Annotated in this window: 22 protein-coding genes; 12 read left to right on the forward strand and 10 right to left on the reverse strand. The window is 49.6% G+C overall.

What is annotated here, in order from left to right:
* Window positions 1-102 (forward strand): glycosyl transferase (locus EHW58_RS15860; protein ID WP_102504739.1); only part of this gene is annotated, 102 nt, incomplete at its 5' end.
* Between the two features lie 54 nt (window positions 103-156).
* On the opposite strand, the gene wecA is transcribed toward EHW58_RS15860, so the two are convergent.
* From wecA to EHW58_RS11195, 6 genes are all read right to left on the reverse strand, one after another.
* On the reverse strand, window positions 157-1,251 hold the full coding sequence (wecA, locus tag EHW58_RS11170; RefSeq protein ID WP_370517859.1) for a UDP-N-acetylglucosamine--undecaprenyl-phosphate N-acetylglucosaminephosphotransferase: 1,095 nt from the start codon (window positions 1,249-1,251) through the stop codon (window positions 157-159).
* Between the two features lie 55 nt (window positions 1,252-1,306).
* The gene (locus EHW58_RS11175; protein ID WP_152796440.1) at window positions 1,307-3,490 is read right to left on the reverse strand and encodes a YjbH domain-containing protein; all 2,184 of its coding nucleotides are present in this window, start codon (window positions 3,488-3,490) and stop codon (window positions 1,307-1,309) included.
* Window positions 3,487-4,236 carry a capsule biosynthesis GfcC family protein gene (locus EHW58_RS11180; protein ID WP_152796442.1) on the reverse strand — a complete coding sequence of 250 codons (750 nt, stop codon included), beginning with the start codon at window positions 4,234-4,236 and terminating at the stop codon, window positions 3,487-3,489. Before EHW58_RS11180 ends, EHW58_RS11175 begins: the two co-directional genes overlap by 4 nt.
* Window positions 4,229-4,918 carry a YjbF family lipoprotein gene (locus tag EHW58_RS11185; RefSeq protein WP_152796444.1) on the reverse strand — a complete coding sequence of 230 codons (690 nt, stop codon included), beginning with the start codon at window positions 4,916-4,918 and terminating at the stop codon, window positions 4,229-4,231. Before EHW58_RS11185 ends, EHW58_RS11180 begins: the two co-directional genes overlap by 8 nt.
* A 149-nt stretch (window positions 4,919-5,067) precedes the next feature.
* Complete coding sequence (locus EHW58_RS15690; protein WP_194163220.1) at window positions 5,068-5,256, reverse strand: hypothetical protein; 189 nt, start codon at window positions 5,254-5,256, stop codon at window positions 5,068-5,070.
* Window positions 5,257-5,804: 548 nt separating this feature from the next.
* A complete protein-coding gene (locus EHW58_RS11195) occupies window positions 5,805-7,055 on the reverse strand; it encodes an O-antigen ligase (protein WP_194163221.1) in 1,251 nt (416 codons plus the stop codon).
* 231 nt (window positions 7,056-7,286) lie between these two features.
* On the opposite strand from EHW58_RS11195, the gene EHW58_RS11200 reads away from it, so the two are divergent.
* The 4 genes from EHW58_RS11200 (at window position 7,287) to EHW58_RS11215 (ending at window position 11,330) form a co-directional block, all read left to right on the forward strand.
* A complete protein-coding gene (locus EHW58_RS11200) occupies window positions 7,287-7,997 on the forward strand; it encodes a cytidylyltransferase domain-containing protein (protein ID WP_152796448.1) in 711 nt (236 codons plus the stop codon).
* A complete protein-coding gene (locus tag EHW58_RS11205; protein WP_152796450.1) occupies window positions 7,978-9,021 on the forward strand; it encodes an N-acetylneuraminate synthase family protein in 1,044 nt (347 codons plus the stop codon). The genes EHW58_RS11200 and EHW58_RS11205 overlap by 20 nt, the downstream gene beginning before the upstream one ends.
* Window position 9,022: 1 nt before the next feature.
* On the forward strand, window positions 9,023-10,147 hold the full coding sequence (gene neuC, locus EHW58_RS11210) for a UDP-N-acetylglucosamine 2-epimerase (protein WP_152796452.1): 1,125 nt from the start codon (window positions 9,023-9,025) through the stop codon (window positions 10,145-10,147).
* A gap of 196 nt (window positions 10,148-10,343) precedes the next feature.
* Window positions 10,344-11,330: a glycosyltransferase 52 family protein gene (locus EHW58_RS11215; RefSeq protein WP_152796454.1), complete on the forward strand. Its 987-nt coding sequence runs from the start codon at window positions 10,344-10,346 to the stop codon at window positions 11,328-11,330.
* Between the two features lie 285 nt (window positions 11,331-11,615).
* Here EHW58_RS11215 and galE read toward each other — a convergent pair whose 3' ends face one another.
* From galE to EHW58_RS11235, 4 genes are all read right to left on the reverse strand, one after another.
* Complete coding sequence (gene galE, locus EHW58_RS11220; protein WP_152796456.1) at window positions 11,616-12,638, reverse strand: UDP-glucose 4-epimerase GalE; 1,023 nt, start codon at window positions 12,636-12,638, stop codon at window positions 11,616-11,618.
* A 174-nt stretch (window positions 12,639-12,812) separates the two neighbouring features.
* Window positions 12,813-14,069, reverse strand: coding sequence for a PTS ascorbate transporter subunit IIC (locus EHW58_RS11225; protein WP_077458580.1), 1,257 nt, complete (start codon window positions 14,067-14,069; stop codon window positions 12,813-12,815).
* 11 nt (window positions 14,070-14,080) lie between these two features.
* Entirely contained in the window at window positions 14,081-14,368 is a 288-nt protein-coding gene (locus EHW58_RS11230) for a PTS sugar transporter subunit IIB (protein WP_152796458.1), read from the reverse strand.
* A 117-nt stretch (window positions 14,369-14,485) separates the two neighbouring features.
* Window positions 14,486-14,929, reverse strand: coding sequence for a PTS sugar transporter subunit IIA (locus tag EHW58_RS11235; RefSeq protein ID WP_152796460.1), 444 nt, complete (start codon window positions 14,927-14,929; stop codon window positions 14,486-14,488).
* A 258-nt stretch (window positions 14,930-15,187) separates the two neighbouring features.
* Here EHW58_RS11235 and EHW58_RS11240 point away from each other — a divergent pair, with 258 nt between their 5' ends.
* From EHW58_RS11240 to rbsK, 7 genes are all read left to right on the forward strand, one after another.
* The gene (locus tag EHW58_RS11240) at window positions 15,188-16,219 is read left to right on the forward strand and encodes a LacI family DNA-binding transcriptional regulator (protein ID WP_152796462.1); all 1,032 of its coding nucleotides are present in this window, start codon (window positions 15,188-15,190) and stop codon (window positions 16,217-16,219) included.
* A 495-nt stretch (window positions 16,220-16,714) separates the two neighbouring features.
* Window positions 16,715-16,909, forward strand: coding sequence for a hypothetical protein (locus tag EHW58_RS11245; protein ID WP_152796464.1), 195 nt, complete (start codon window positions 16,715-16,717; stop codon window positions 16,907-16,909).
* A 483-nt stretch (window positions 16,910-17,392) separates the two neighbouring features.
* Window positions 17,393-17,812, forward strand: coding sequence for a D-ribose pyranase (rbsD, locus tag EHW58_RS11250; RefSeq protein ID WP_152796466.1), 420 nt, complete (start codon window positions 17,393-17,395; stop codon window positions 17,810-17,812).
* A 23-nt stretch (window positions 17,813-17,835) separates the two neighbouring features.
* Window positions 17,836-19,341, forward strand: a complete 1,506-nt coding sequence (gene rbsA / locus EHW58_RS11255) for a ribose ABC transporter ATP-binding protein RbsA (protein WP_152796468.1) — start codon at window positions 17,836-17,838, stop codon at window positions 19,339-19,341.
* The gene (rbsC, locus tag EHW58_RS11260) at window positions 19,338-20,327 is read left to right on the forward strand and encodes a ribose ABC transporter permease (RefSeq protein ID WP_077456017.1); all 990 of its coding nucleotides are present in this window, start codon (window positions 19,338-19,340) and stop codon (window positions 20,325-20,327) included. The genes rbsA and rbsC overlap by 4 nt, the downstream gene beginning before the upstream one ends.
* Window positions 20,328-20,562: 235 nt before the next feature.
* Window positions 20,563-21,456, forward strand: a complete 894-nt coding sequence (gene rbsB, locus EHW58_RS11265) for a ribose ABC transporter substrate-binding protein RbsB (protein ID WP_046075416.1) — start codon at window positions 20,563-20,565, stop codon at window positions 21,454-21,456.
* An 82-nt stretch (window positions 21,457-21,538) separates the two neighbouring features.
* The gene (gene rbsK, locus EHW58_RS11270; RefSeq protein ID WP_152796470.1) at window positions 21,539-22,468 is read left to right on the forward strand and encodes a ribokinase; all 930 of its coding nucleotides are present in this window, start codon (window positions 21,539-21,541) and stop codon (window positions 22,466-22,468) included.
* Window positions 22,469-22,479: the final 11 nt, after the last annotated feature.

Genomic DNA, 22,479 nt, shown 5'->3' on the forward strand with positions numbered 1-22,479 from the left:
TTAAAGCAAGAGAAGAGTTTCAAAGCCGGCATTCAACGCAAGCGAATGATGTGCGCGATGGACCAAGAGTACCTCGCGACCGTGCTGGGAAGCCTTTCATGACGGGGATGTTCATGCGTTTTCCGTGACCCTAGGACCCTAGGATCTTTCTAGTCTCTATCCCCTAACCTCACCAACCTTCTCACCAAATTCATTCTTCCCCAACTTTGCGCGGACAAAAGTGGTGACACGCCAAACGTGGCGGAGCATCATGCAATAAAGCGCAAAACAAAATAAGAAGCTGACGAACATGATGCTTTCATGCACTTGCAGCAGTTCGCCTACAATACCGATGCCGGCAAGACTGGTGGCGAGTAAACAAATGGCGGCCAATGTCTGACGTGGTGATAGGCCAACACGCTGAAAAATATGGTGTAAATGCTCGCGATCAGGTTTAAAAGGAGAATCGCCACGCTTTACGCGCCGGAACATAGTTGCCGTCATATCCATCAGTGGCAGGGCAATCAGCCATAGTCCGGTTACGGGTCGTATCGCGGCATTAGTCGGGTGCTGGCTGGCAAGCAGTAAAAACCAAATGACGGTAAAGCCAATCAACATGCTGCCGGCATCACCCATAAACACCTTTCGCTCACGCCCCAATACACCTAAATTAAATAGCAGGTACGGTGTCATAATCACGGTAAGCACAAGGCACAGATAGGCCATTGAGTGGTGACCGTTTAAATAGAGTAAAGCGCCCAAACTGACAAAGGTCACCGTCGCCAGCCCGCCTAATAAGCCATCAATCCCATCGACCATATTAAACGCATTAATGGCGCCAATTACAGCCAGTATGGTAAGCCCGTAACCGAGGGTATCTAGATGCACACGTCCGGTGGCAAAAATATTACCCAAGCGACTTAGTTCGATATCACCCAGGGCCATCATCGCCACTGCTAGCGCCGCTTGAACACCAATCCGCAGTTTAAAGTCGAGGTCGAACTTATCATCCAAGACGCCAATCGCGACCAAAATCAGCATACAAGTTGCGTATAATCCACTATGGGGTATCACATCTGGGTTGTTCACGAGAAAGTAAACCAGTGATAAACACACCGCCAGCCCACCAACTAAGGGGACAGCGCCAGCGTGGTGCTTACGCTGATCCGGTTTATCGACTAAGCCAACACGTTTGGCGAGTTTTCTTAGCACAAACAATGAGGCCGTGGAAAAAAATAATAGTAAAGCCAAATCGACGAGTGAAATAATCACGGTATTTTCCTTTTAGTGGGCGGCCGTGTGTTTTTATTATAAGCCGCTATCTAATTTAGTGTCGGTTGTTCGGTCGTTCAAACCATGGATTTCGGCCATCGGTTAGCTGATAAAGTGAGTATTTACGGTTAAGCTTTTGTCCGCCATCACGCTGGAGGGGCTGCCACGATAGCGCGCCACGTGAGGTGGTGGGTTTAACCGAGAGCAAATCAAACGGAATCGACACATAAAAGCCTTTGGTAAAGCTGCCCTCGCCGTATTCATCGGCGGATAAGTCAGTTTTGCTGGCATAAGCTCCCACGGTGATCCCGCTATCAAACTGTTTAGCGATATCCACTGTCACCCCCACATCTTCGGTCAAATAACGTCCGGCGCTTATTTTGGCCAGTGTACCGTCAAACAGGTTGAGCGGGTTTTGCCAATACAGGGTGGCATGGCCGGTGGTGGTCCCGGTTTGCACTCGGAATCTGCGGTTGCCATTTTCGGCAGGCTGGTATTCGTTTTTAAAAAGCCCAAACGCCGAGCCGGGCTCACGTTGTTTGACATAGTTGGCATCTAACCCAAAGGCAAATGGGCTGTCGATGGGGCGATAAAGCACTTCGCCACCCACACCGGCAAACATCGTCTCTAAATAGCCGCCATAGGTTTGGGTGTACCAGTTATCGCCAAAATGGTCGAGGTAGGTCAGCTGCACATTGGTCACACGCACAGTGTCTTCAAGATACTGGCGGTTTAACGTACGCACTCGCTTAAGATCGGTGCCATCGGGCGGCACCGTGTACTTAAATTTGTCGTAGGTGTCGGCAAGATTGACATACACGCTGGACGAAGCAATAAAATGATCGCCTAACTGGGCAGCGGCGTTGCCAGCCACGCCCAGTGAATACATATAGAAACTCTCTGAGCCGCCAAACGATTGTACAAACACAGGGGCGAGGCCTGCATCAAAGCTATCGCGCTGGTTGGCCTTTATGCTGCCCGATGTCGGTTGCGGCTGCCGGCGCATGCGCGCGTCGTCAGGGTTTGCGCCTACATAGCTGTTGGTAGCGACGGCAGCATAGGTGCTGGCATCAATCACGGTTTCAGTGATGGGCTGGCGCTCAGACTGGTCAATAATCCGGTATTGTTTGGCATTAATGCCAGTATTGGCGATCAAGGTAGCGGCGCGCGTTTGCGCCATATCTTGGTCTCGGTATTTGTTTTGCTCGCCGGTGATGGTTACTGTCTCGCCATCAAAATGTACTCGGTTATCGTGATACCCCGCGACATTGGCAAGCTGTGCGCTTAATTGTTGCCATTGTGCGGCGCTTAACTCGTCGCGTTTGGCTGTTGGGCGATAACTGGGGGCGTTGTCGTCAAGCCAAAAGGGGCTTACATGATTAAAATTGGTGTTAAGGCTTATGCCAGCGGTGATCACTGCGCCACGCTCATAGGCTAACCGTGCTGCCCCCCAATCTCCCAAGCGATACACTGCGCCCACATTCCAAGGGCTATTCACCTCCATGGCAATGCCGGTGCGCGTGCTAATAAAATCGGCTTGGTAATCGTTGCCGTCGTATTCAAGCTTTAGGCTCAGCGGCGCATAAGGGGTTTGGTATTCCACCCCGCCAAATAACGCGGTACAGCCGGTGAACATACGCTCTATATCGACACTTCCACCTTTGCCGGAGTAAGTGGTATCGCGACCACAATCTACCGATTGGTTTTTATCGCCGGTGAGGTTGGCGCGGTTGCCCATATAGCCCCAGCCGATACCGAGCGAGAAATCAAACGGCCCGGCACGTTTGGAGCCGACAATGTATTCACCATCAAACAACCCGGTGCCGCCGATGTCGCGCACGCCAACGGCAAGCTCTGGCAGCCAAAAGCTTTCTTGCCACAGGCGTAATTTGGCATCAATGCTTTTATCGGTGTATTTGGTGTCGCCGCTAAAATCGGGATCATCGCTATAAAGTAAGTCGTGCACCTGGGTATAGCGAACGGTGGTTTCTAACCATGGAAACAGCTGCAGTGAGGTATTGAAGTGCACATAGTCTTCGTTATAGGTGCTGCCCAAGGTAAATTCGCCTTCGGGCGCGGTGCGCGCGGTGGGCATTTGCATCAGCCCCACGCCGCCAAAGTCGGTTTGTGAGTGCACCAGCTCGGGATAATCGAAGCTGTCTGCTGATACTGCCTGACTGACGGCAAGGGCAACGGCGGAGAGAAAAATGCGTCCGGATGCAGAAGAAAAATCCATCATGGTCGGATTAACCTATTTTGTAAAAACGTTAGCACGTGTTGGTTAGGCGCGATCGCTTGGCCTTTAATGGTTTTGCTTGGCAAGGGGATATAAATCACTGAGCCGGGTAGAATATCGCGATGCTGGTGATTCCAATATGCCACTGGGTGTTGCGTGCGTTCGCCGGTGGGGCTGATCACCCATACTTGCGATACACCGAGTGTGGTCGTTTTCGCTTGCTGTATGTAGTCACGCGCCGCTTGGCGCGCATTCCAGGGGTAGTTGCCTGGTTGATTCACCGCGCCGAGCACTGTCACTTTTGTTGGGCGTTTAGGCAGCTGTAGGTGCCAATTGCTGTTTAATGCCGGGTTGGTGTCGGGGGTGATGCGGGTGATGTCGGGATCAATCGATCCGGCCACGCGCTCGCCAACCACCATTTTGCTGAGTGCCTGATAAAGCGTTTGCCACTGCTGACGTGGTTCGCCCGTGTGAACGGCGATTTGATCGCGTATGGGTTGGAGATCGCTTATTGCTTGTGCTTGCTGGCTTTCCATACGGTAAAGACCGGCGGCGGGCCAATATACATCATCGAGTGAGCGTTGTTGGGTTTGTGTCACGGTGAGCACTGCTTCGGCAAGGCGCGGCGGCTGTGTGAACGAGAGCGCAACGTCTTGATTGGCGGTGACCACGTTATTAGCGTGGGCGGGCAGCGCTAAAAGTAATACCGCTGCGCGTAGGCTCAGTTTGATGGCTTGATACTTACTCATCAGCGCCCCCTTGATACGGTTTTAAATGCGTCAGCGTGACTGCTGGTAAGCCAGGTGCGAGGTGCTGATAGGATTTAACCATGCGGCCAGTGTCTTCGCTAACCCAATAATGATTGGTGAACTCGACATTGAGCGTCGGTAGAGTGACACGCTCATGGTATTGCACTGTGTCAATCTTTGTGCCGTTTACCGAGATGGTTTGCGGTTTTCCGCGTTTGAACGTGGAGTCGGCGCGGTAACCGCTGTGATTGCCCGGTTGCCAATCTAGGGTGCGTGACCATGTGTGGGGCATGGTAAGGGTATTCAGGCCAACGCTGAGTGGATCAGGGCTATTCACTTGAGTGGCGGTGAGGTTACCTTCAGCAAAGTTAACCGTTTTTACAATGCGGCTGTTGCGGGTGACGATCATTTCATGATCCCCCGATAACCACTTTAAGTTTGGGCTAGGATGTTGGCTGGGTTCGGCAAACGCCAGCACCATAAATCCACGTGGGCCGTTATCGAGCTGTGCATAGAGGCTGGCATAGGGCAGGGCGTTGATTTCATCCCAGCTTTTTTTGGCATCGGGAAAGCCTTGATAGGCGAATTTAAATGAATCACTCAGATCTTGCATGCGCTGTGTGCAGCCTGTGGTGGCGAGTGCGATAAAAACAGCTAAAGCTGGAAAGAAGGGCTTATTCATAGGTTATTGGTTGACGGGCTGTATATGGATAAAAAAGTAGCTACAAAGCCGCCTTTGTAACTACTTGAATGGCTCTCGCCTTTAGTTATTAGCGTTAGCGCTAACAGAGGTTGATGTGTTGTTGTCATCATTGTTAGCAGCAGCAACTGCTACGCCAACTGCCGCGGCAGCCGCAACACCAGCAGCAATCGCACCAGCGCCAATACCACCAGCTGCAGCACCAGCAGCACCAGCAGCACCAGCTGCCCCAGCACCTGCTCCAGCCCCTGCACCAGCAGCGCCCGCACTAGCACTTGTACCGGCACCCGCGCCAGCACCTGCTCCAGCGCCACCACCACTTGCGCCAGCTCCCGGCGCGGCTTCTGTTGCGGCCATTGTGCTTGCTGCGAACAGCATAGCAATCAGACCCGTTGCAATTTTTTTCATTCGTCTCTCCATGATTTTTGCATTAATACAAAAACGTCTGCAAACGCAGACACCTGTAAACTCTAATAGCTACGCGGTGAGAAGTAAAATAAATACCGCGCACATCACAGATTTTTCATTTTAAATGTGCGGAAGAGCAGGGAAAGGGCCTAGGACCTAGGACCTAGGACCTAGGACCTAGGACCTAGAGAAAGAGCAGATCGTGCTTGCATTGGGGCTCTTGCTTTTTCTGTACTCTGTATTCAGTAATCGGTATTCGGGGTCTTGAATACGGAGCGCTTCGCTTACGGAATACGGGAAAGAGCAGAAAGCAGTGCCTAGGCCCTAGGAACTTTATTTGCAGAGCCAGGCACGATAGGCTTTTTCCGTATTCCGTATTCCGTATTCCGTATTCCGTATTCCGTATTCCGTATTCCGTTATCTTTCCCTAGGACCTAGGACCTAGGACCCTAGGATCTTTCTAGTCTCTAGCCTCTCCCCTCAACGCCATACTCGCAAAAATCACCACCCCGAGGGAGAAGAACAGAATACCCGAGTGCGCGTTTATATAGTGCTGCGTCAACATATATCCAGCGATGAGGATCAAATGGCAGCGCAATAGAACCGTTGCGAGTTGCTGTTCAGCATTGGCGTTAATCTTTGGTTTTCTTGTTGCTAGCCAAGGCGCGGCGAGTAAAACAATGAGCGTGCTAAAGCCGACTAGGCCTTTCACCTGTAATTCTTCAAAGAACTGGTTATGGGCACGCCGCATGTGGGTGACAACCGGATCGGCGTGGCCTTGCTCGACTAATTTTTGTTTTTCTTCCAGCCTTTTATTATAGCCTGTTCCCGTAATAGGGTTTTCTGTCGCCAGAAGAAGTGCGGTTTTCCATAGCTCAAGCCTTATTCCTGTAGAGCTGGTGACCGTCGGTGTTTGCTTGTTTTCTTGCTCAGTAATAAGTTCAGTGTGTTTAGCCTCTTGATAGTCGTTAAATTCAGAGATAGCTGCTTCTCCTCTATTTAATGCAGGAAGAACGGCAGTAACAATAATCAGTGCAACGCTGGTGGCGATGGCGAGATAGTCTCGAAATTGAAAGTGTTTTCGGTAGTAAAAAACAGCCCACAATGCCACGAATGGCGTGATCACCCATGAGCCTCGACCACCACAGAGTAAAGGTGCAGTAAAGCCGAGAGTGATGCCTAAAAACGCGATTTTTTTCAAGGTGGGCAATGTGTGTTGACAGCTATAGATATAGGCCAAAATGCTAAACACGCTCAGGCTTGCGGCCATGCCGGCGACTTGAACCGACATATATCCACCCGTCGAAAGCGCACGAATATCAAGAATATAGTGTTGATAGAGTGCGATAAGCCCCACGGCGGATGCCCCGATACTACAGCCATATAACACGACCGTGAGCGAGGGCGGGTATTGTAAGAGCAAGGCAAAAATTATGATGGCTAACAGTACGCGACTGGGCATATCGATTTGGCTGTAGTGCTCACTGGGTATGGCGAAGAATAGGGTCACTATGAAATAAAGCAGTAATGCACCACTGATGAGCATCGCGGGGGGCGTTTTTAGCTGTCGCCACGTCCCCGGAAATAACCCTAAGCCAGCCACTGCTAATAAAATCGCGGCATACTTGTATGATTCGGGGGTGATGAGCAAGGTGGCGAAGTAGGCCAAACATAACAAGCTGGTGAGCTGTTGGCGAGAAGTAAGTAGCAACGTCCTTTCCTCTGTTTTCTTTCTGAATTTTGTGAGTAACATGGTGCTGAAATGCGATTGCATTATACACGCGTGGTTGTTGGTTGCACTTTTTGTCGTGGAATACGCAAAGAGGTAAATCGAACGCCATATGCTTGTCCCTTGGTTCTTTGCGCCAGACTAGCGGTGGAGAGCGATGTTGGAATTAGTTATAGTAAGCACCCACGAGATGACCAAAGAGACAGTTCCGATATGCCAAAAAAAGCCATTGCTCTTATTCCTGCCCGTGGGGGATCAAAGGGATTGGCAAGAAAAAATGTCCTGCCCGTTAATGGAAAACCACTGATTGCATGGACAATAGAAGCTGCATTGCATAGCGAACACCTCGATGAGGTCTATGTTTCAACCGAAGATGAAGAGATTGCCCGAGTAAGTGAAGCATTCGGCGCACAAGTGATACCGCGGCCCGCTGAGCTTGCATCGGATCAAGCAAGCAGTATCGATGTGATTACCCATGCGTTATCATGGCTCGAGCAGTACGCGTTAGGTTGTGACGTCATGACGCTATTGCAGCCAACATCACCGTTGAGAACAGCACAATGCATTGATAACGCGCTTGCGCTTTACCGTGACAAAGACGCCGACTTTGTGATCAGCGTGTTTGAGCCACAACATACGCCTGTGAAAGCCTATATTGCTCAGCATGATGGATCGATTTCTGGGCTATTCAGCGATGATGCGCCATACCAAAGGCGCCAAGACCTACCGCGCGCGTTTCAGCCAAACGGTGCTATCTATATTTTTTCGGCGGCAGAATTTAAACGCCACAACTATTTTCCGAGGTCTAAGGTTTTCCCTTATGTGATGTCAGAGTACTTGTCTGCTGATATCGATACCAAACAAGACTTAGACGTTGTCGAGCAAAGAATGAAGGAATTGAAGAATGACTCAACCTGTATTTGAGATTTCAGGCAGAAAAATTGGCCTTGATTATGACCCGCTTGTCATTGCAGAAATTGGCATAAACCACGAAGGCTCTTTGGATGTTGCATATCAAATGGTGGATGCGGCAATCGAAGGTGGTGCCGAAGTGATAAAACACCAAACGCATGTTGTCGAAGATGAAATGAGCGGGGAAGCTAAAAGTGTCGTTCCAGGCAATGCCGATGTGTCTATTTACGAGATTATGGAGCGGTGTGCCCTCAATGAAGAAGATGAATCAAAGCTAAAGAACTATGTGGAGTCCAAGGGCGTAATTTTTATCAGCACACCTTTCTCTCGCGCCGCGGCCCTGCGCTTGGAAAGAATGAATGTTCCTGCTTACAAAATAGGCTCCGGGGAATGTAATAACTATCCGTTGCTTGATCTAATTGCGAGCTTTGGCAAGCCAATCATCTTAAGCACTGGGATGAATGATATTGAATCAGTGGCCAAAGCAGTGGCGATTTTTAGAAAGCATCAAACGCCATTTTGCTTGCTGCATACTACCAACCTTTACCCCACCCCTGACCATTTAATACGTATTGGTGCGATGGAGCAGTTACAAGCTGCCTTTCCTGATGCCGTTGTCGGTTTGTCTGATCACAGTATTGATAATCTCGCCTGCTTAGGGGCGGTTGCTGCTGGCGCGTCAGTACTTGAGCGCCACTTTACAGATAGTAAAGATAGGCAAGGGCCTGATATTGTTTGCTCGATGGATAGTGAGGAATGCAGAGCTCTTATCCACCAGTCTCGTCGCATGGCGCAGATGCGAGGAGGTGAAAAGAAAGCAGCGGCTGAAGAACAAGTGACCATAGACTTTGCTTACGCCAGTGTGGTGACGACTGCCGAGATTAAAGAGGGCGAAGCGCTAACACGTGATAATATTTGGGTAAAGCGCCCTGGTACGGGCGATTTTCTTGCTGAAGATTACGAGCGCTTGCTAGGCCAAAAAGCCGTATCTGCGATCCCTGCAAATGTTCAAATAAAGAAAGCACATATTAGCTAAGATGAAAAAAATCCTATTTTTGACAGGTACTCGGGCTGACTTTGGTAAACTGAAAAGTTTGATCGGTAAAGTAGAAAGTCATCCGCATTTTGAGGCGTACGTGTTTATCACGGGCATGCATATGATGGCCAAATATGGCATGACAGCACGTGAAGTCGAGAAGGCGGGATTCAAAAACCTCTACACATATATTAATCAAAACAGTTACGATTCGATGGATATTACCTTGGCCAAAACAATACAAGGATTGTCCGACTACGTAGCCGAAACTTCACCTGACATGATTGTGGTGCACGGTGACCGTGTTGAGGCGATGTCTGGCGCGATTGTTGGAGCACTTAATAATATTCTTGTCGCACATGTTGAGGGTGGCGAGGTGTCTGGAACCATTGATGAATTGATCCGTCACTCTGTTTCAAAAATGTCGCATATCCACTTTGTCTCCAACCAAATGGCGAAAAGTCGCCTTATTCAGTTGGGTGAGACGGAATCGAGTATATACACCATCGGATCACCGGATCTCGATATCATGACGTCACCTGACTTGCCCTCGTTATCTGCAGTAAAAGAGAGATATGAGATTGGCTTTGACACTTATGCGGTGTTTATGTATCACCCGGTGACAACAGAGCTAGACAAGCTGAAAACACATATATCGAGCACCGTTGATGCGCTACTCGAAAGTGATGAAAATTATATCATCATTTTTCCCAACAACGATGCTGGCTCAGAGACGATCATTGAAGAGTTAGAACGGTTAAGAGGTCATGATCGTTTCAAAATTTATCCGAGCATTAGGTTTGAGCATTTTCTAACCCTACTTAAAAACGCTGACTTTATGATAGGTAATTCGAGTGCAGGTGTGCGAGAAGTGCCTTTTTATGGAAAGCCGAGTATTAACCTTGGAACACGGCAAGACAAACGAGCCAATGCTAATTCAATTTTTAACGTCGAGGTTGAAGAAAAAGCATTGATTTTAGAGGCGATAAAGAAAGCTAAGACGGCACAATTTACATCGGTAAAAGAATTTGGCTTGGGAAATAGTGATAGGCTTTTTTTACAGGCGCTCGAATCAGATGCGATATGGCATACTAGCAAACAAAAAGTGTTTGTGGATCTATGCTGAGATATAAAATCGGTCTAGCAAGCATTGGATGAAGTCTGTTATGAAAGGTTTTTTAAATCGCTTTTGGTGCGTCGCTCAGTGAAGGTGTGATTCAACGTCCAGATGTTGGCATGTGTTTATGCAATAATCTGTAGTAAAGATCTAAGCGCTATATCAATCAATATGGCGCTTTAAAAATAGTTATTATGAGTTGTTTATGAATTTATTCCTAGTGACATCACCCTTTCAATACCTTTGTGCTTTAGAGGCAAAAAAGCACTACAAAACAAAAGATAATATACTGTTTTTGGTTGATCAAAGTAGTACTCGTGGCCTCGAGCAGCAGGAGAAAATTTTTAACCTACGTGAGTGGGACCATGTGATCACAACCACAAGAAAAAACAGAACGATAAATATCCCTAAGGCGATAAAAAAAATAAAACATATTCTCAAAGGAGAACAGTTAGACACTTTTTTTTACGGGGAGTATAACGCATGGCGAACTAAACTAGTTGCAGAAAACTTTCGTATAAAAAAAGATGTTTACTTTGATGACGGCACGCTAACAATTTGTGAGCTCCCTGAGTTTATTGAAACAAAAATAACGTACTCTCGAAGCCGATTATTGCAGGATATCCTATTAAGAATATATGGTTGTAAGCCGACGACGAAATCTTTACCGAGAGAGAATTTGGAGTTATTCACGGTTTTTGATTTGGAAAGCAACACGGTTAATATTGAAAAAAATACGTTTAGCCACTTAAAAGCGCATTACAACCATGGCGAACTTTTTTCTGAGCATGCGCCGATAGGCTTTATTGGACAAGGTGCCGTAGGCGATAAAGGTGGGGAGCCTATAAGCTCTTATGTTGAGCGGTTATCACACTTTGCGAAGATCAACGATAGGGGCATCGTCTATTTCCCTCACCGTACTGAATCCAATGAAGTTGCAGAAAAAATATCTAGCATTAAAAACCTTACATATCACAGAAGTTCTTTACCTTTAGAGCTTGAATTAATAGATAAAAAAATAAAACTATCTGGATTGTATGGCCTAAACTCAACGGCACAATATACCGCCAAGCTCTTCTATCCCAACATGCCGATTTATAACTTAGTTCCTCGCCATAGAAGCTTAAAGCCTCGCCAAGAGAGAATAAGATCTTTTTATAAAGAATCGGGGATTGAAGAGATACTAATTTGAGGTATTCGGGGTCTTGAATACAGAGATCCTCGCTTACGGAGTACGGGAAGAGAGGAGACGCTGCGCTTCTAGAGGCTAGAAACTAGATAGAGCAGATCGTGCTCGCATTGGGGACTTGCCCTTTCTGTACTCGGTATTTAAAAGCTTGAATACGGAATACGGGAAAGAGCAGAAAGCAGTGCCTAGGACCTAGGAACTTTATTTGCAAAGCCAGGCACGATAAGCTTTTCCGTATTCCGCCGTTATCTTTCCCCAGGACCTAGGACCCTAGGATCTTTTTAGCCTCTAGCCTCTAGCCTCTTCATACCCATTCGGGTTTTTCGACTGCCAGCGCCAGGTGTCTTCTACCATGGTTTGCAGATCGCGTGTGGCCGCCCAGCCTAATGTTGCTTCGGCATAGGCCGGGTCGGCGTAGCATTCAGCGATATCTCCGGCACGACGGGGTTTGATTTCGTAAGGGATTGGACGTTTTGCTGCGGCTTCAAACGCATGCACCATTTCTAGCACACTGTTGCCCTGGCCGGTACCGAGGTTAAAAATATGGGTGCCAGGTTGATGGGTTTTTTTATCCAACGCAGCCAAATGGCCCTCGGCCAGGTCGACCACATGAATATAATCTCGCACACCGGTGCCATCGGGCGTATCATAATCGTTACCAAATATGCCTAGCTTTTCGCGTCGGCCCACTGCTACTTGTGCCACAAAAGGCAGTAAGTTATTGGGTGTGCCTTGTGGATCTTCGCCGAGCAGGCCAGATTCATGCGCGCCGACGGGGTTAAAGTAACGCAGCAAAGTGATACTCCAGTCGGGATTGGCTTGGTGAAAATCTCGTAGGCACTCTTCCACCATCAATTTGCTACGTCCATAAGGATTGGTCGCCGAGGTGGGAAAATCTTCTTTAATCGGTACCGACGCCGGATCACCATAAACGGTAGCTGATGAGCTAAAAATGAGCGATTTCACTCCAGCTATATCCATTTCACTTACGAGAGTTAGGGTGCCTGAGACATTGTTGTCGTAGTATTTCAGTGGTTTTTCAACCGACTCACCCACAGCTTTTAATCCGGCAAAGTGGATGACGCTGTCAATACTGTGTCCAGAAAATACGCGCTTTAAGAAAGCACTATCACGGATATCGCCTTGTATAAAAGTCGGTCGCACGCCAGTGACTTGCTCAATACGATCGAGCACCATTTCTTTGCTATTGCATAGATTGTCGATAACAACAGGCGTGTGGCCTTGTTCAATCAGTTGAATGCAAGTGTGGCTGCCAATATATCCTGTGCCACCGGTGACGAGTACCTTCATGATCTATTGCCTAATTTCTTCTCCAGCACGGGAGTCTAGCAGGGAAGTACCCATAAAATCGAGCCTTGACGTATTGTTTTGGTCTGTATGCTCAGAGTATGAGGTTGAGGGTGCAATTGTTCGGATCAAAGGATGAACAAGCCTATCGGCCTGTTCATCCTTTTTTGTTTGTGGTTATCGCACAATCAGGCCGAGTAAGATGCCGACCACACCAAAGTCTGCGTCGCTAAAGGTGGTGTTGGCAAAGCCCAGATCGCCGAGTACGGGGAGCAAGAACACGGGTAGGAAGGTGATCAGTAGTCCTTGCGCAAAGGCGCCTAGAATTGCGCCGCGTCGTCCGCCGGTGGCATTACCGAATACCCCTGCTGCTGCGCCGACGAAAAAGTGGGGCACCACGCCTGGGATAATCACCGTAAGCCCCAGTATATAGAGCAGGAACATACCGACAAGCCCAGCAACAAAGCTAGATAAAAAGCCTACCAACACCGCATTGGGTGCGTAGGGGAAAACCACGGGACAGTCGAGTGCTGGCTTGGCATTGGGCACCAGTTTGTCGGAAATCCCTTTAAACGCTGGCACAATCTCGGCAATCACCATTCTTACCCCTTGCAAGATCACATACACCCCGCCTGCAAAGGTGATGGATTGCATTAATGCAAACATAAACCAGTGTTTACCGTCACTCACCTCGCGCACAAAGTCTCCGCCGGCAAACAGACACGTCACCATAAAAATAATCCCCATGGTGAACGAGATAGCGACTGGCGTATCACGCAAGAACAAGAGGCTTTTGGGCACGTCCATGTCTTCGGTGGAGTGGGCTTTGTTGCCAAATTTGCTGCCAATAAAGCCGGCTAACACGTAAGAGAGGGTTGAAAAGTGGCCAATGGCGACTTCATCTGAGCCGGTGACTTGTTGCATGTAGCGATGGGCGATGGCAGGGAAAAACACCATCACCGAGCCGACAACCACAGAGCCTAATGCGACCAATGGGATCCCTTCCATTCCGCTGGTGGAAAGAATCGCGGCGACCATCATCGACATAAACAAGGTGTGATGGCCGGTTAAAAAGATGAATTTCCACGGGGTTAAGCGTGCGATAAGAATGTTAACCAGCATGCCGAAGAACATGATCATTGCCATTTCCTTACCAAAGGCTTCTTGCGCAATGGAGACAATGGCTTCGTTGTTGGGCACCACGCCACTGATACCAAACGCATGCTGGAAAATGGTGGCAAAATCCCCGAGTGAGCTGACTACCAATGAGGCACCGGCTCCTAGGATCACAAAGCCTAGAATGGTTTTGATGGTACCTTTGATGCATTCAGTCGCGGGCTTTTTCTGGGCGATTAAACCAATCAGTGCAATCAAACCCACTAATACCGCGGGCTCAGAGAGCACGTCTTTCATCAGGAAGTTAAAAAAGGGCATAACGTCACTCCTTATAGGGCACCGAGTGCTTGTAGGGCCTCAGACAAGCGGGTTTTCATTGCTTCTTTGTCCACCATGTTGTCGAGTGCGACAATGCGCGGCGACACATTCATCGCTTGTAACTGTTGGGCGATATCGTTGGTGGCGACGAATATATCGGCGTCTGTCCCAGAGACGGAGCCCAGATCGATATGGTCGACACTGGCGTCGACGCCAAGATCGTTGATGATTTTTTTGATACTCATTTCCATCATTAGGCTGGTGCCAAGACCGTGGCCGCATACGACTGTGATTTTCATAATTCAGACCTTCTATTTGGGTTAACAGGTGCATTTTCAGCATGTTCGTTGTTTTAAAGCCGATAGCTAAGGGCGAGCCCTTTGTGTCTTTAAGTGTTGTTGCTACCGATGTAAGGGTTAGTAGTTGGCGATAATGGCTAATACTTCATCCACGTTGGTGGCGCGGCTGATCTGTGTGATGTGTGTGTCATTCATAAAAAGGTTCGCCAGTTGGGAGATAGCCTCGACATGGCTATTACTGTCGGTGGCCGCGAGGGTGACTAGCACCTTAACCGGATCGTTTTCGGCGCTGTCAAAATTGACGCCGTTTTTGATCACCGTGATAGCCAGGGCGAGGCGGTTAACGCCATCCTCAGGGCGTGCGTGGGGCATCGCGATACCCGGGCCCACCACATAGTAGGGACCGATTTCTTGGTGTGAGCGATAAATCGCGTCGACATAGCTTGGCGCAATGGCACCGTTATCCAAAAGTGCTGCGCAGGCTTTGTTGATGGCATCTTGCCAATCGTTGGCATCTTGGTGAATGCGGATAACGTCGGCGGTAATCAGATCTCGTAACATGGCTCTATCCGTTTTAAAGGTTTTATTAGGTTGTTGGAGAATTGTTGATAACTCTATCGCTGAAAACTGAGCAATAAATGGACAATGATCACAAATGGTAGCGCTATCTGATAGCGCTACCATAAGATGTGATAGCGCTATCATTTTTTCTGTCTACCAATGCGTCATGCTACAAAGAGGCCATGCGGGGCACGGATTAATCGCTGATGGCTGTGATAGGATACGGTGTCATAAAATGATGAGTAATCAATAGATACGATGAGTGAACTAAGAAAACGACGCAATACGGGTAAAGTTACGCTTGCGGATGTTGCCAAACAGGCTGGGGTAGGCACCATGACGGTTTCCAGGGTGTTGCGTACCCCGGATGCTGTCTCTGACAAATTGCGCGATAAGGTTCAACGCGCCGTCGAACAACTGGGCTATATTCCTAATAAAGCTGCGGGTGCCTTGGCATCAGCGCAAAGCTATGCCATTGCGTTGATCATTCCTTCTCTATTGGAAAAGGCGTGCGCCTTGTTTTTGCCTCGTTTTCAACAGCGGTTGAATAAAGCGGGCTATCAATTGTTGCTGGGTTACAGTGATTATTCGGTCCAGCAGGAAGAGGATTTATTGGCCGGTTTTTTAGAAAGTCGGCCAGCGGCAGTGGTGCTATTTGGCAATGAGCATACTCAGCGTACCCATCAATTGCTTGAGATGGCCAATGCGCCTGTCCTCGAAATCGCTGAGTCGCCTTCCATGAATAGCTATGCCAGCATGGGCAGCGATCCCCACGACATCGGCAAGCGCTGTACATCCCACCTTGTTAGCCAGGGCTTTCATCATATTGGTTTTATTGGTGCGCGGGGCAACCATGCCACCTTGCAGCGCAAGCTACAGGGCTGGCAGGGCGCGATGATTGAGCACTATTTAACCCCTGACCATTTTCTGACAACGCATGAGGCCCCATCGGCGCAATTAGGGGCCGAAGGGTTGGCGAAATTGTTGCTTCGCGATGCCACGTTGGACGCACTGGTATGTAGCCATGAAGAGATAGCTATCGGCGCGTTGTTTGAGTGTCACCGACGGGTGTTAAAAGTGCCGACTGATATCGCGATTATCAGCCTGGAGGGCACTTCCATGAGTGAGCATGCCTTTCCGAGCTTAACGAGCGCTGAAATTGACTATCAATCCCTCGGCGTACAGGCCGCGTCGGCCATTTTACAAGCCATTGAAGGTCAGCCGCTTACAGGCGCTCAAACTATCCCATTTAAACTCGCACATCGCGCCAGCACTGCCAGAAAAAATTAGTTTTGAGCCGTTTTAGAGGGACAGGCACTTTCGTTTGAGAGGGACAGGCACTTTAGTCTGAACACAGAAAGAGACGAGACGCTGCGCTTCTAGAGACTAGAAACTAGACAGAGCAGATCGCACTCGTATTGGCGTTTTTCGATAGTGCCATTGGCGTAGGTGACACAAGCCCCGGCACCATGTCAACAATCATGCACCATGCCAACGGGCGCCTGTCACGATCGTTGCCCGATTTGACCTCGATGTCGGAGGCGCCGTGCAACGGGCGCGCGGCTACATCGAGTTATAAGATTAACATTACTCCGGCGCTTGTCCGACCTACGCGAAATTTGGGATCGTGAGTTCGGGAAAAGCGGAAAACAATTCCTAGGAACTAGGACCTAGTATCGGCTATCGAGGACCGCGGCTATCGAGGACAGTCACTTTTGGTTGGGCTCGTTCGGGTGCTAAGATAACTATGGCTGAGTTGGTTTCGGCATTCTTAGGAGGTAAATCATGACTAACCATGACACAGAAAAGACCATTCCCGAGCGTGACCAGCGGCGGTTTGCGGTGTCGGCTAACCGAGCCAAAGCGAGTCATCGTATTCGCTACGTCGAGTCGGGCGGTGCCTCGGTGGATAATCAAGAATGCACATTTTGCCAAGCGGTGCCGAGCTTGAGTGAGGCGCCGGATAAGGACGAGAACTGAGACGCTGTGCTTCTAGAAACGAGAGACTAGATAGAGCAGCTCGCGCTCGCATTGAGGCTTTTGCTCTTTCTGTACTCTGTATTCGTGAATGGGAATACGGAGCGCTTCGCTTACAGAATACGGAGAAGAGCGGAAAGCAGTGCCTAGGTCCTAGGATCCTAGGTCCTAGGAACTTTATCTACAGGACTAGGCACGATATGCTTTTTTCCGTATTCCGTATTCCGTATTCCGTCCCCTAGGATCTTTCTAGTCTCTCCCCCCTAATGTGATCTTCCCCTCTCTTTATTAATGGTTCCAATATCAATAGTCGATCCCCCTCACATCTGTGATGTTTACAGATGGTGAAATTTTTCTTTCATCTGCATTATTTGTCCATATCGAAACGTTTCGATAGCGTTTTCCTGAGAAAAACGTTGATCATAAGAAAACGTGCCAGCGCATAGTGAACGCTGATTAAGTCCATCGTGAGTGAGAAGGTGATGAATGAATAAACATGGTTTGCTCCATCCTGAACTTGCACAGTTAGTCACCCAAATCGGGCATACCGATGAATTGACGGTGTGTGATGCGGGGCTGCCGATCCCCAACTCGGTGTCGCGTATTGATTTAGCGCTGACCCAAGGCGTGCCGAGCTTTATGCAGGCAGTCGAGGCGGTGTTAACTCACACCTGCATTGAATCTGTGGTGATTGCAGACGAGCTTGCAGCAGTTAGCCCAGCGCTGCACCAAGCCTTGCTTGCGCGATTAGAGCTAGAGAGTGCGGCGCGTCAGCAGCCGATCACTGTGACCACGATCAGCCACGAGGCGTTTAAAGCACGCACGGTGCAGAGCAAAGCGGTGGTGCGCACCGGAGAGTGCACGCCTTATGCCAATGTGATTTTTCAAGCCGGTGTCACCTTTTAGGTCGGCCTAAGCGAGTAACCACAATGACGCAACCTATCTTACAACTCAGCCAAGTCGTAAAAACCTTTCCCGGGGTGCGCGCCCTCGATGAGGCGAGCTTAAATGTCTATCCCGGCGAGGTAATGGCGCTACTCGGTGAAAATGGCGCGGGCAAGTCCACGTTGATGAAGGTACTCACCGGGATTTATCACGCCGACAGTGGCGACGTGAACTATCAAGGTGAACCGGTCTCGTTTAAAGGCCCGCGTGATTCGCAGCAAGCGGGGATCAGTATTATTCACCAAGAGCTCAATTTGATCCCAGAGCTGACCATTGCAGAGAACATCTTCTTAGGCCGCGAGTTTACTAACCGGTTTGGCAAGATTGATTGGACCAAGATGGCTGAAGAAGCCGATAAGCTGCTGGCGCGTTTAAATGTGAAAGCACGTGGCACCACGCCACTTGGCAGCTTGAGTTTAGGTGAGCAGCAGATGGTGGAAATAGCCAAAGCGCTGTCGTTTGAGTCGCAGGTGATCATTATGGATGAGCCGACCGATGCTTTGACCGACACCGAAACCGCCTCGCTGTTTGCGGTGATCAACGAGCTGCGAGCGCAAGGCTGCGGCATTGTTTATATCTCTCACCGACTCAAAGAAATTTTTGAGATTTGCGATCGGATCACCGTGTTACGTGACGGCAAGTTTATTGGTGAGTGTCCCGTTAGTGATACCGATGAAGACGGCCTGATTGAAATGATGGTGGGCCGCAAACTCGCCGAACAATACCCACGAAGTGATGTCACCCCTGATGGAATAAGCCTTGAGGTGGAAAATGTCAGCGGCCACGGGGTGGAAGAGGTGAGTTTTCAGCTACACCGCAGTGAAATTCTGGGTGTATCGGGCTTGATGGGCGCCGGGCGCACGGAGTTAATGAAAATTATCTATGGCGCCATGCCGCGTGAAGCTGGCGTGATTCGGCTTGATGGCAAGGTGATTAACCCAGTAAGTCCGCAAGATGCGCTGGCCAACGGCATTGCTTACATCTCTGAAGACCGCAAAGGCGAGGGCTTGGTGCTGGGTTTATCGGTGAAAGACAACATGTCGCTCAGTGCACTCGATAAGCTCACCCATTGGGGCAAAATACAGCCGCGTGATGAAGTGATGGCGGTGGATGATTTTATTCGTCTTTTTAACATCAAAACCCCCACCCGCGAGCAAATCATTGGCAACTTATCGGGCGGGAATCAGCAGAAAGTGGCGATCGCCAAAGGGCTGATGACCAAACCGAAAGTGCTGATCTTGGATGAGCCGACTCGGGGGGTCGATGTCGGTGCCAAAAAAGAGATTTATCAGCTAATTAACCAATTTAAAGCCGAGGGCATGAGCATCATCTTGGTGTCATCAGAAATGCCCGAAGTGCTTGGCATGAGCGACCGCATTTTAGTGATGCACGAAGGCCGCGTATGCGGTGAGTTTGATGCCAAAGACGCTAACCAAGAAACTCTGCTTGCCTGTGCGGTAGGCAAAGATGCCAATGAGGATGCAGCATGAGTGAGAATGCAATGAATAAGTCCCAGCCGTCAGAAGATGGACGTAAACCCCTGTTCAGTAAAGCGTGGTTGATTGAGCAAAAATCGCTCATTGCCTTGTTGGTGCTGATCGTGGTGATGTCATTTTTAAACAGCAACTTTTTCATGGTCGACAACCTGCTTAACATCCTGCGTCAAACCTCGGTAAACGCCATTATTGCCGTGGGGATGACATTGGTGATTTTAACCGCGGGTATCGACTTGAGTGTTGGCTCGGTGTTGGCGCTGTGTGGCGCGTTTGCCGCGAGTTTGATTGCGGTTGAAGTGCCTGTGTTAGTCGCGGTGCCCACCGCTTTGTTTGCAGGTGCGGCGATTGGTGCCATGACAGGCGTCGTGGTGGCCAAAGGCAAGGTACAGGCGTTTATTGCCACCTTGGTAGCAATGACCCTCTATCGCGGTGTCACCATGGTGTATACCGATGGCCGACCTATTTCTGCAGGCTTTACTGAAACGGCGGATGCGTTTGCATGGTTTGGTACCGGCTACCTGTTGGGCATTCCCGTCCCCGTGTGGCTGATGGCAATCGTGTTTATCGGCGCTTGGTATCTGCTTAATCATACCCGTTTTGGCCGTTATATTTACGCACTCGGTGGCAATGAATCTGCGGCGCGGTTATCGGGCATTAATGTCGATCGAATCAAGGTGGGCGTGTATAGCCTGTGTGGCATGCTCGCGGCGCTGGCAGGGATCATCGTCACCTCGCGCCTGTCCTCTGGACAACCGACCGCCGGTACTGGCTATGAGCTTGATGCGATTGCCGCAGTGGTGCTGGGCGGCACCAGCTTGATGGGCGGTAAAGGTAAGATCATGGGTACATTGATTGGTGCGCTGATCATCGGCTTTTTGAACAATGCCCTCAACCTGCTGGACGTGTCGTCTTACTACCAAATGATTGCCAAAGCGGTGGTGATTTTGCTCGCCGTGCTGGTGGATAACAAAAACAAATAGCTGCTTTAGACAAAGCTTTTCGAAATAGAGCTTATTGGGACAGGCACTTTAAGTTGGCATTCGTGAATGGGAATACGGAGCGCTTCGCTTACGGAGTACGGGGAAAAGCAGGAAGCAGTGCCTAGGTCCTAGGATCCTAGGCCCTAGGAACTTTAAGTTAGCGGGACAGACACTTTTATTTCTGTTTTATTAGCAAGCAAAAACAATACCCTACAAACACAAAAGGACTGAACGCATGAAAAAACTGACTACCTTGATTACCACTGCGCTACTGTCGTCAACGCTGAGCATCAGTGCGCAAGCGGAAGATAGAATGGCAATCGTGGTCTCAACCTTAAACAATCCATTTTTTGTCACCATGAAAGAGGGCGCAGAGCAGAAAGCACAAGATCTTGGTTATGAGCTCTTGGTGCTTGATTCGCAAAACGACGCCAGTAAAGAGCTGTCGAATGTGGAGGATTTAACCATCCGTGGCGTTAAAGCCATTTTGATTAATCCGACTGACTCAGATGCGGTCTCAAACGCCATCCGTATTGCGAATCGCGCGGAGATCCCGGTGATCACCCTAGACCGTGGCGCGAGCCGTGGGGACGTGGTGAGTCATATTGCTTCTGATAACGCTCAAGGCAGTAAAATGGCGGCGGAATACATCATCGGTAAAGTCGGTGAGCGAGCCAAAGTGATCCAACTTGAGGGTATTGCCGGCACGTCAGCAGCACGCGAGCGTGGTGAAGGCTTTATGGATGCCATTGAAGGCACCGACGTTCAGCTACTCGCCAGTCAGCCAGCGGATTTTGACCGTACCAAAGGCCTGAATGTGATGGAAAACCTGCTTGCCGCACATCCAGATGTTGAAGCGGTATTCGCCCAGAACGATGAAATGGCATTTGGCGCGTTGCGCGCGGTGCAGGCATCAGGCAAAGATGTCACCATTGTTGGTTTTGATGGCACCAAAGATGGCATTGCGGCCGTCGAGCGTGGTCATCTGGCAGCGACCATCGCTCAGCAACCGGGTATGATTGGTGAGCTGGGTGTCGAAACTGCGGATAAAGTGCTGAAAGGCGAGTCGGTAGACAGCTATATTCCCGTGCCGCTTAAGGTGATCAGCCAAGAAACGATCGCTGAATAAGCCGTCAGGGAAACGTATAGTGAGCACCATCGGGTTCGCACTGGGTGGTGCTTTTTTGATTTAAAAACGGTAAGGAATAGTAATGAGCCGATTGGTTGTTCTTGGCAGCGTCAATGCTGATCATGTTTTACGCGTCTCTAGTTTTCCTCGTCCCGGAGAGACATTACACGGCCACGATTATGCCGTAATTGCGGGCGGCAAAGGGGCGAATCAAGCGGTGGCAGCGGTGCGTTGCGGTGCTGATGTTGCCTTTATTGCCAGTGTGGGTGACGACGCCTTTGGTCAGCAGATTCGTCAGTCTTATGCGCAAGAGGGGATGGATGTCAGTGCGATAAAGGTACAGCCTGATACGCCGACTGGGATTGCGATGATCCAAGTGACTGAACAGGGTGAGAACAGTATTGCACTCTCGGCAGAAGCCAATGCCAATCTGACAGCGGAGACCATCAGCGATAATCTCACTAAAATCGCCGACGCTGACTATTTACTGATGCAGTTAGAAACGCCGATGTGTGGTATCGAAAAGGCGGCGTTTCATGCCAAAGCGGCAAAGACACAGGTGGTGCTTAATCCCGCCCCTGCCGCACCGTTGAGCGACGCGCTTCTTGCCGAGGTCGATATTATCACCCCGAATGAAACGGAAGCCCAAAGCCTGACGGGTATCGCGGTAACAGACACCGCCAGCGCCCAAGCGGCCTCGGACGTGCTTCATGAAAAAGGGGTAGGGACTGTATTGATTACCCTCGGCAAACAAGGCGTCTGGCTGAGTGAAAAGGACGAACAAGCGGGCCAGCTCATTCCTGGATTCCGTGTCGATGCCGTCGATACCACTGCCGCGGGTGATACCTTTAATGGGGCATTGGTGACAGGACTGATAGAGGGACAGACACTTTATCAGGCGATTCGCTTTGCGCATGCCGCGGCGGCATTATCCGTGACCCAGCGTGGCGCACAAACCTCGATTCCTTCTCGTTCAGAGGTTGAGGCGTTTTTGGCCCATCAAGATGCTTAATCGTTATTTCA

It is taken from the genome of Salinivibrio sp. VYel1 (assembly GCF_009377945.1).
Lineage (GTDB): Bacteria > Pseudomonadota > Gammaproteobacteria > Enterobacterales > Vibrionaceae > Salinivibrio > Salinivibrio siamensis.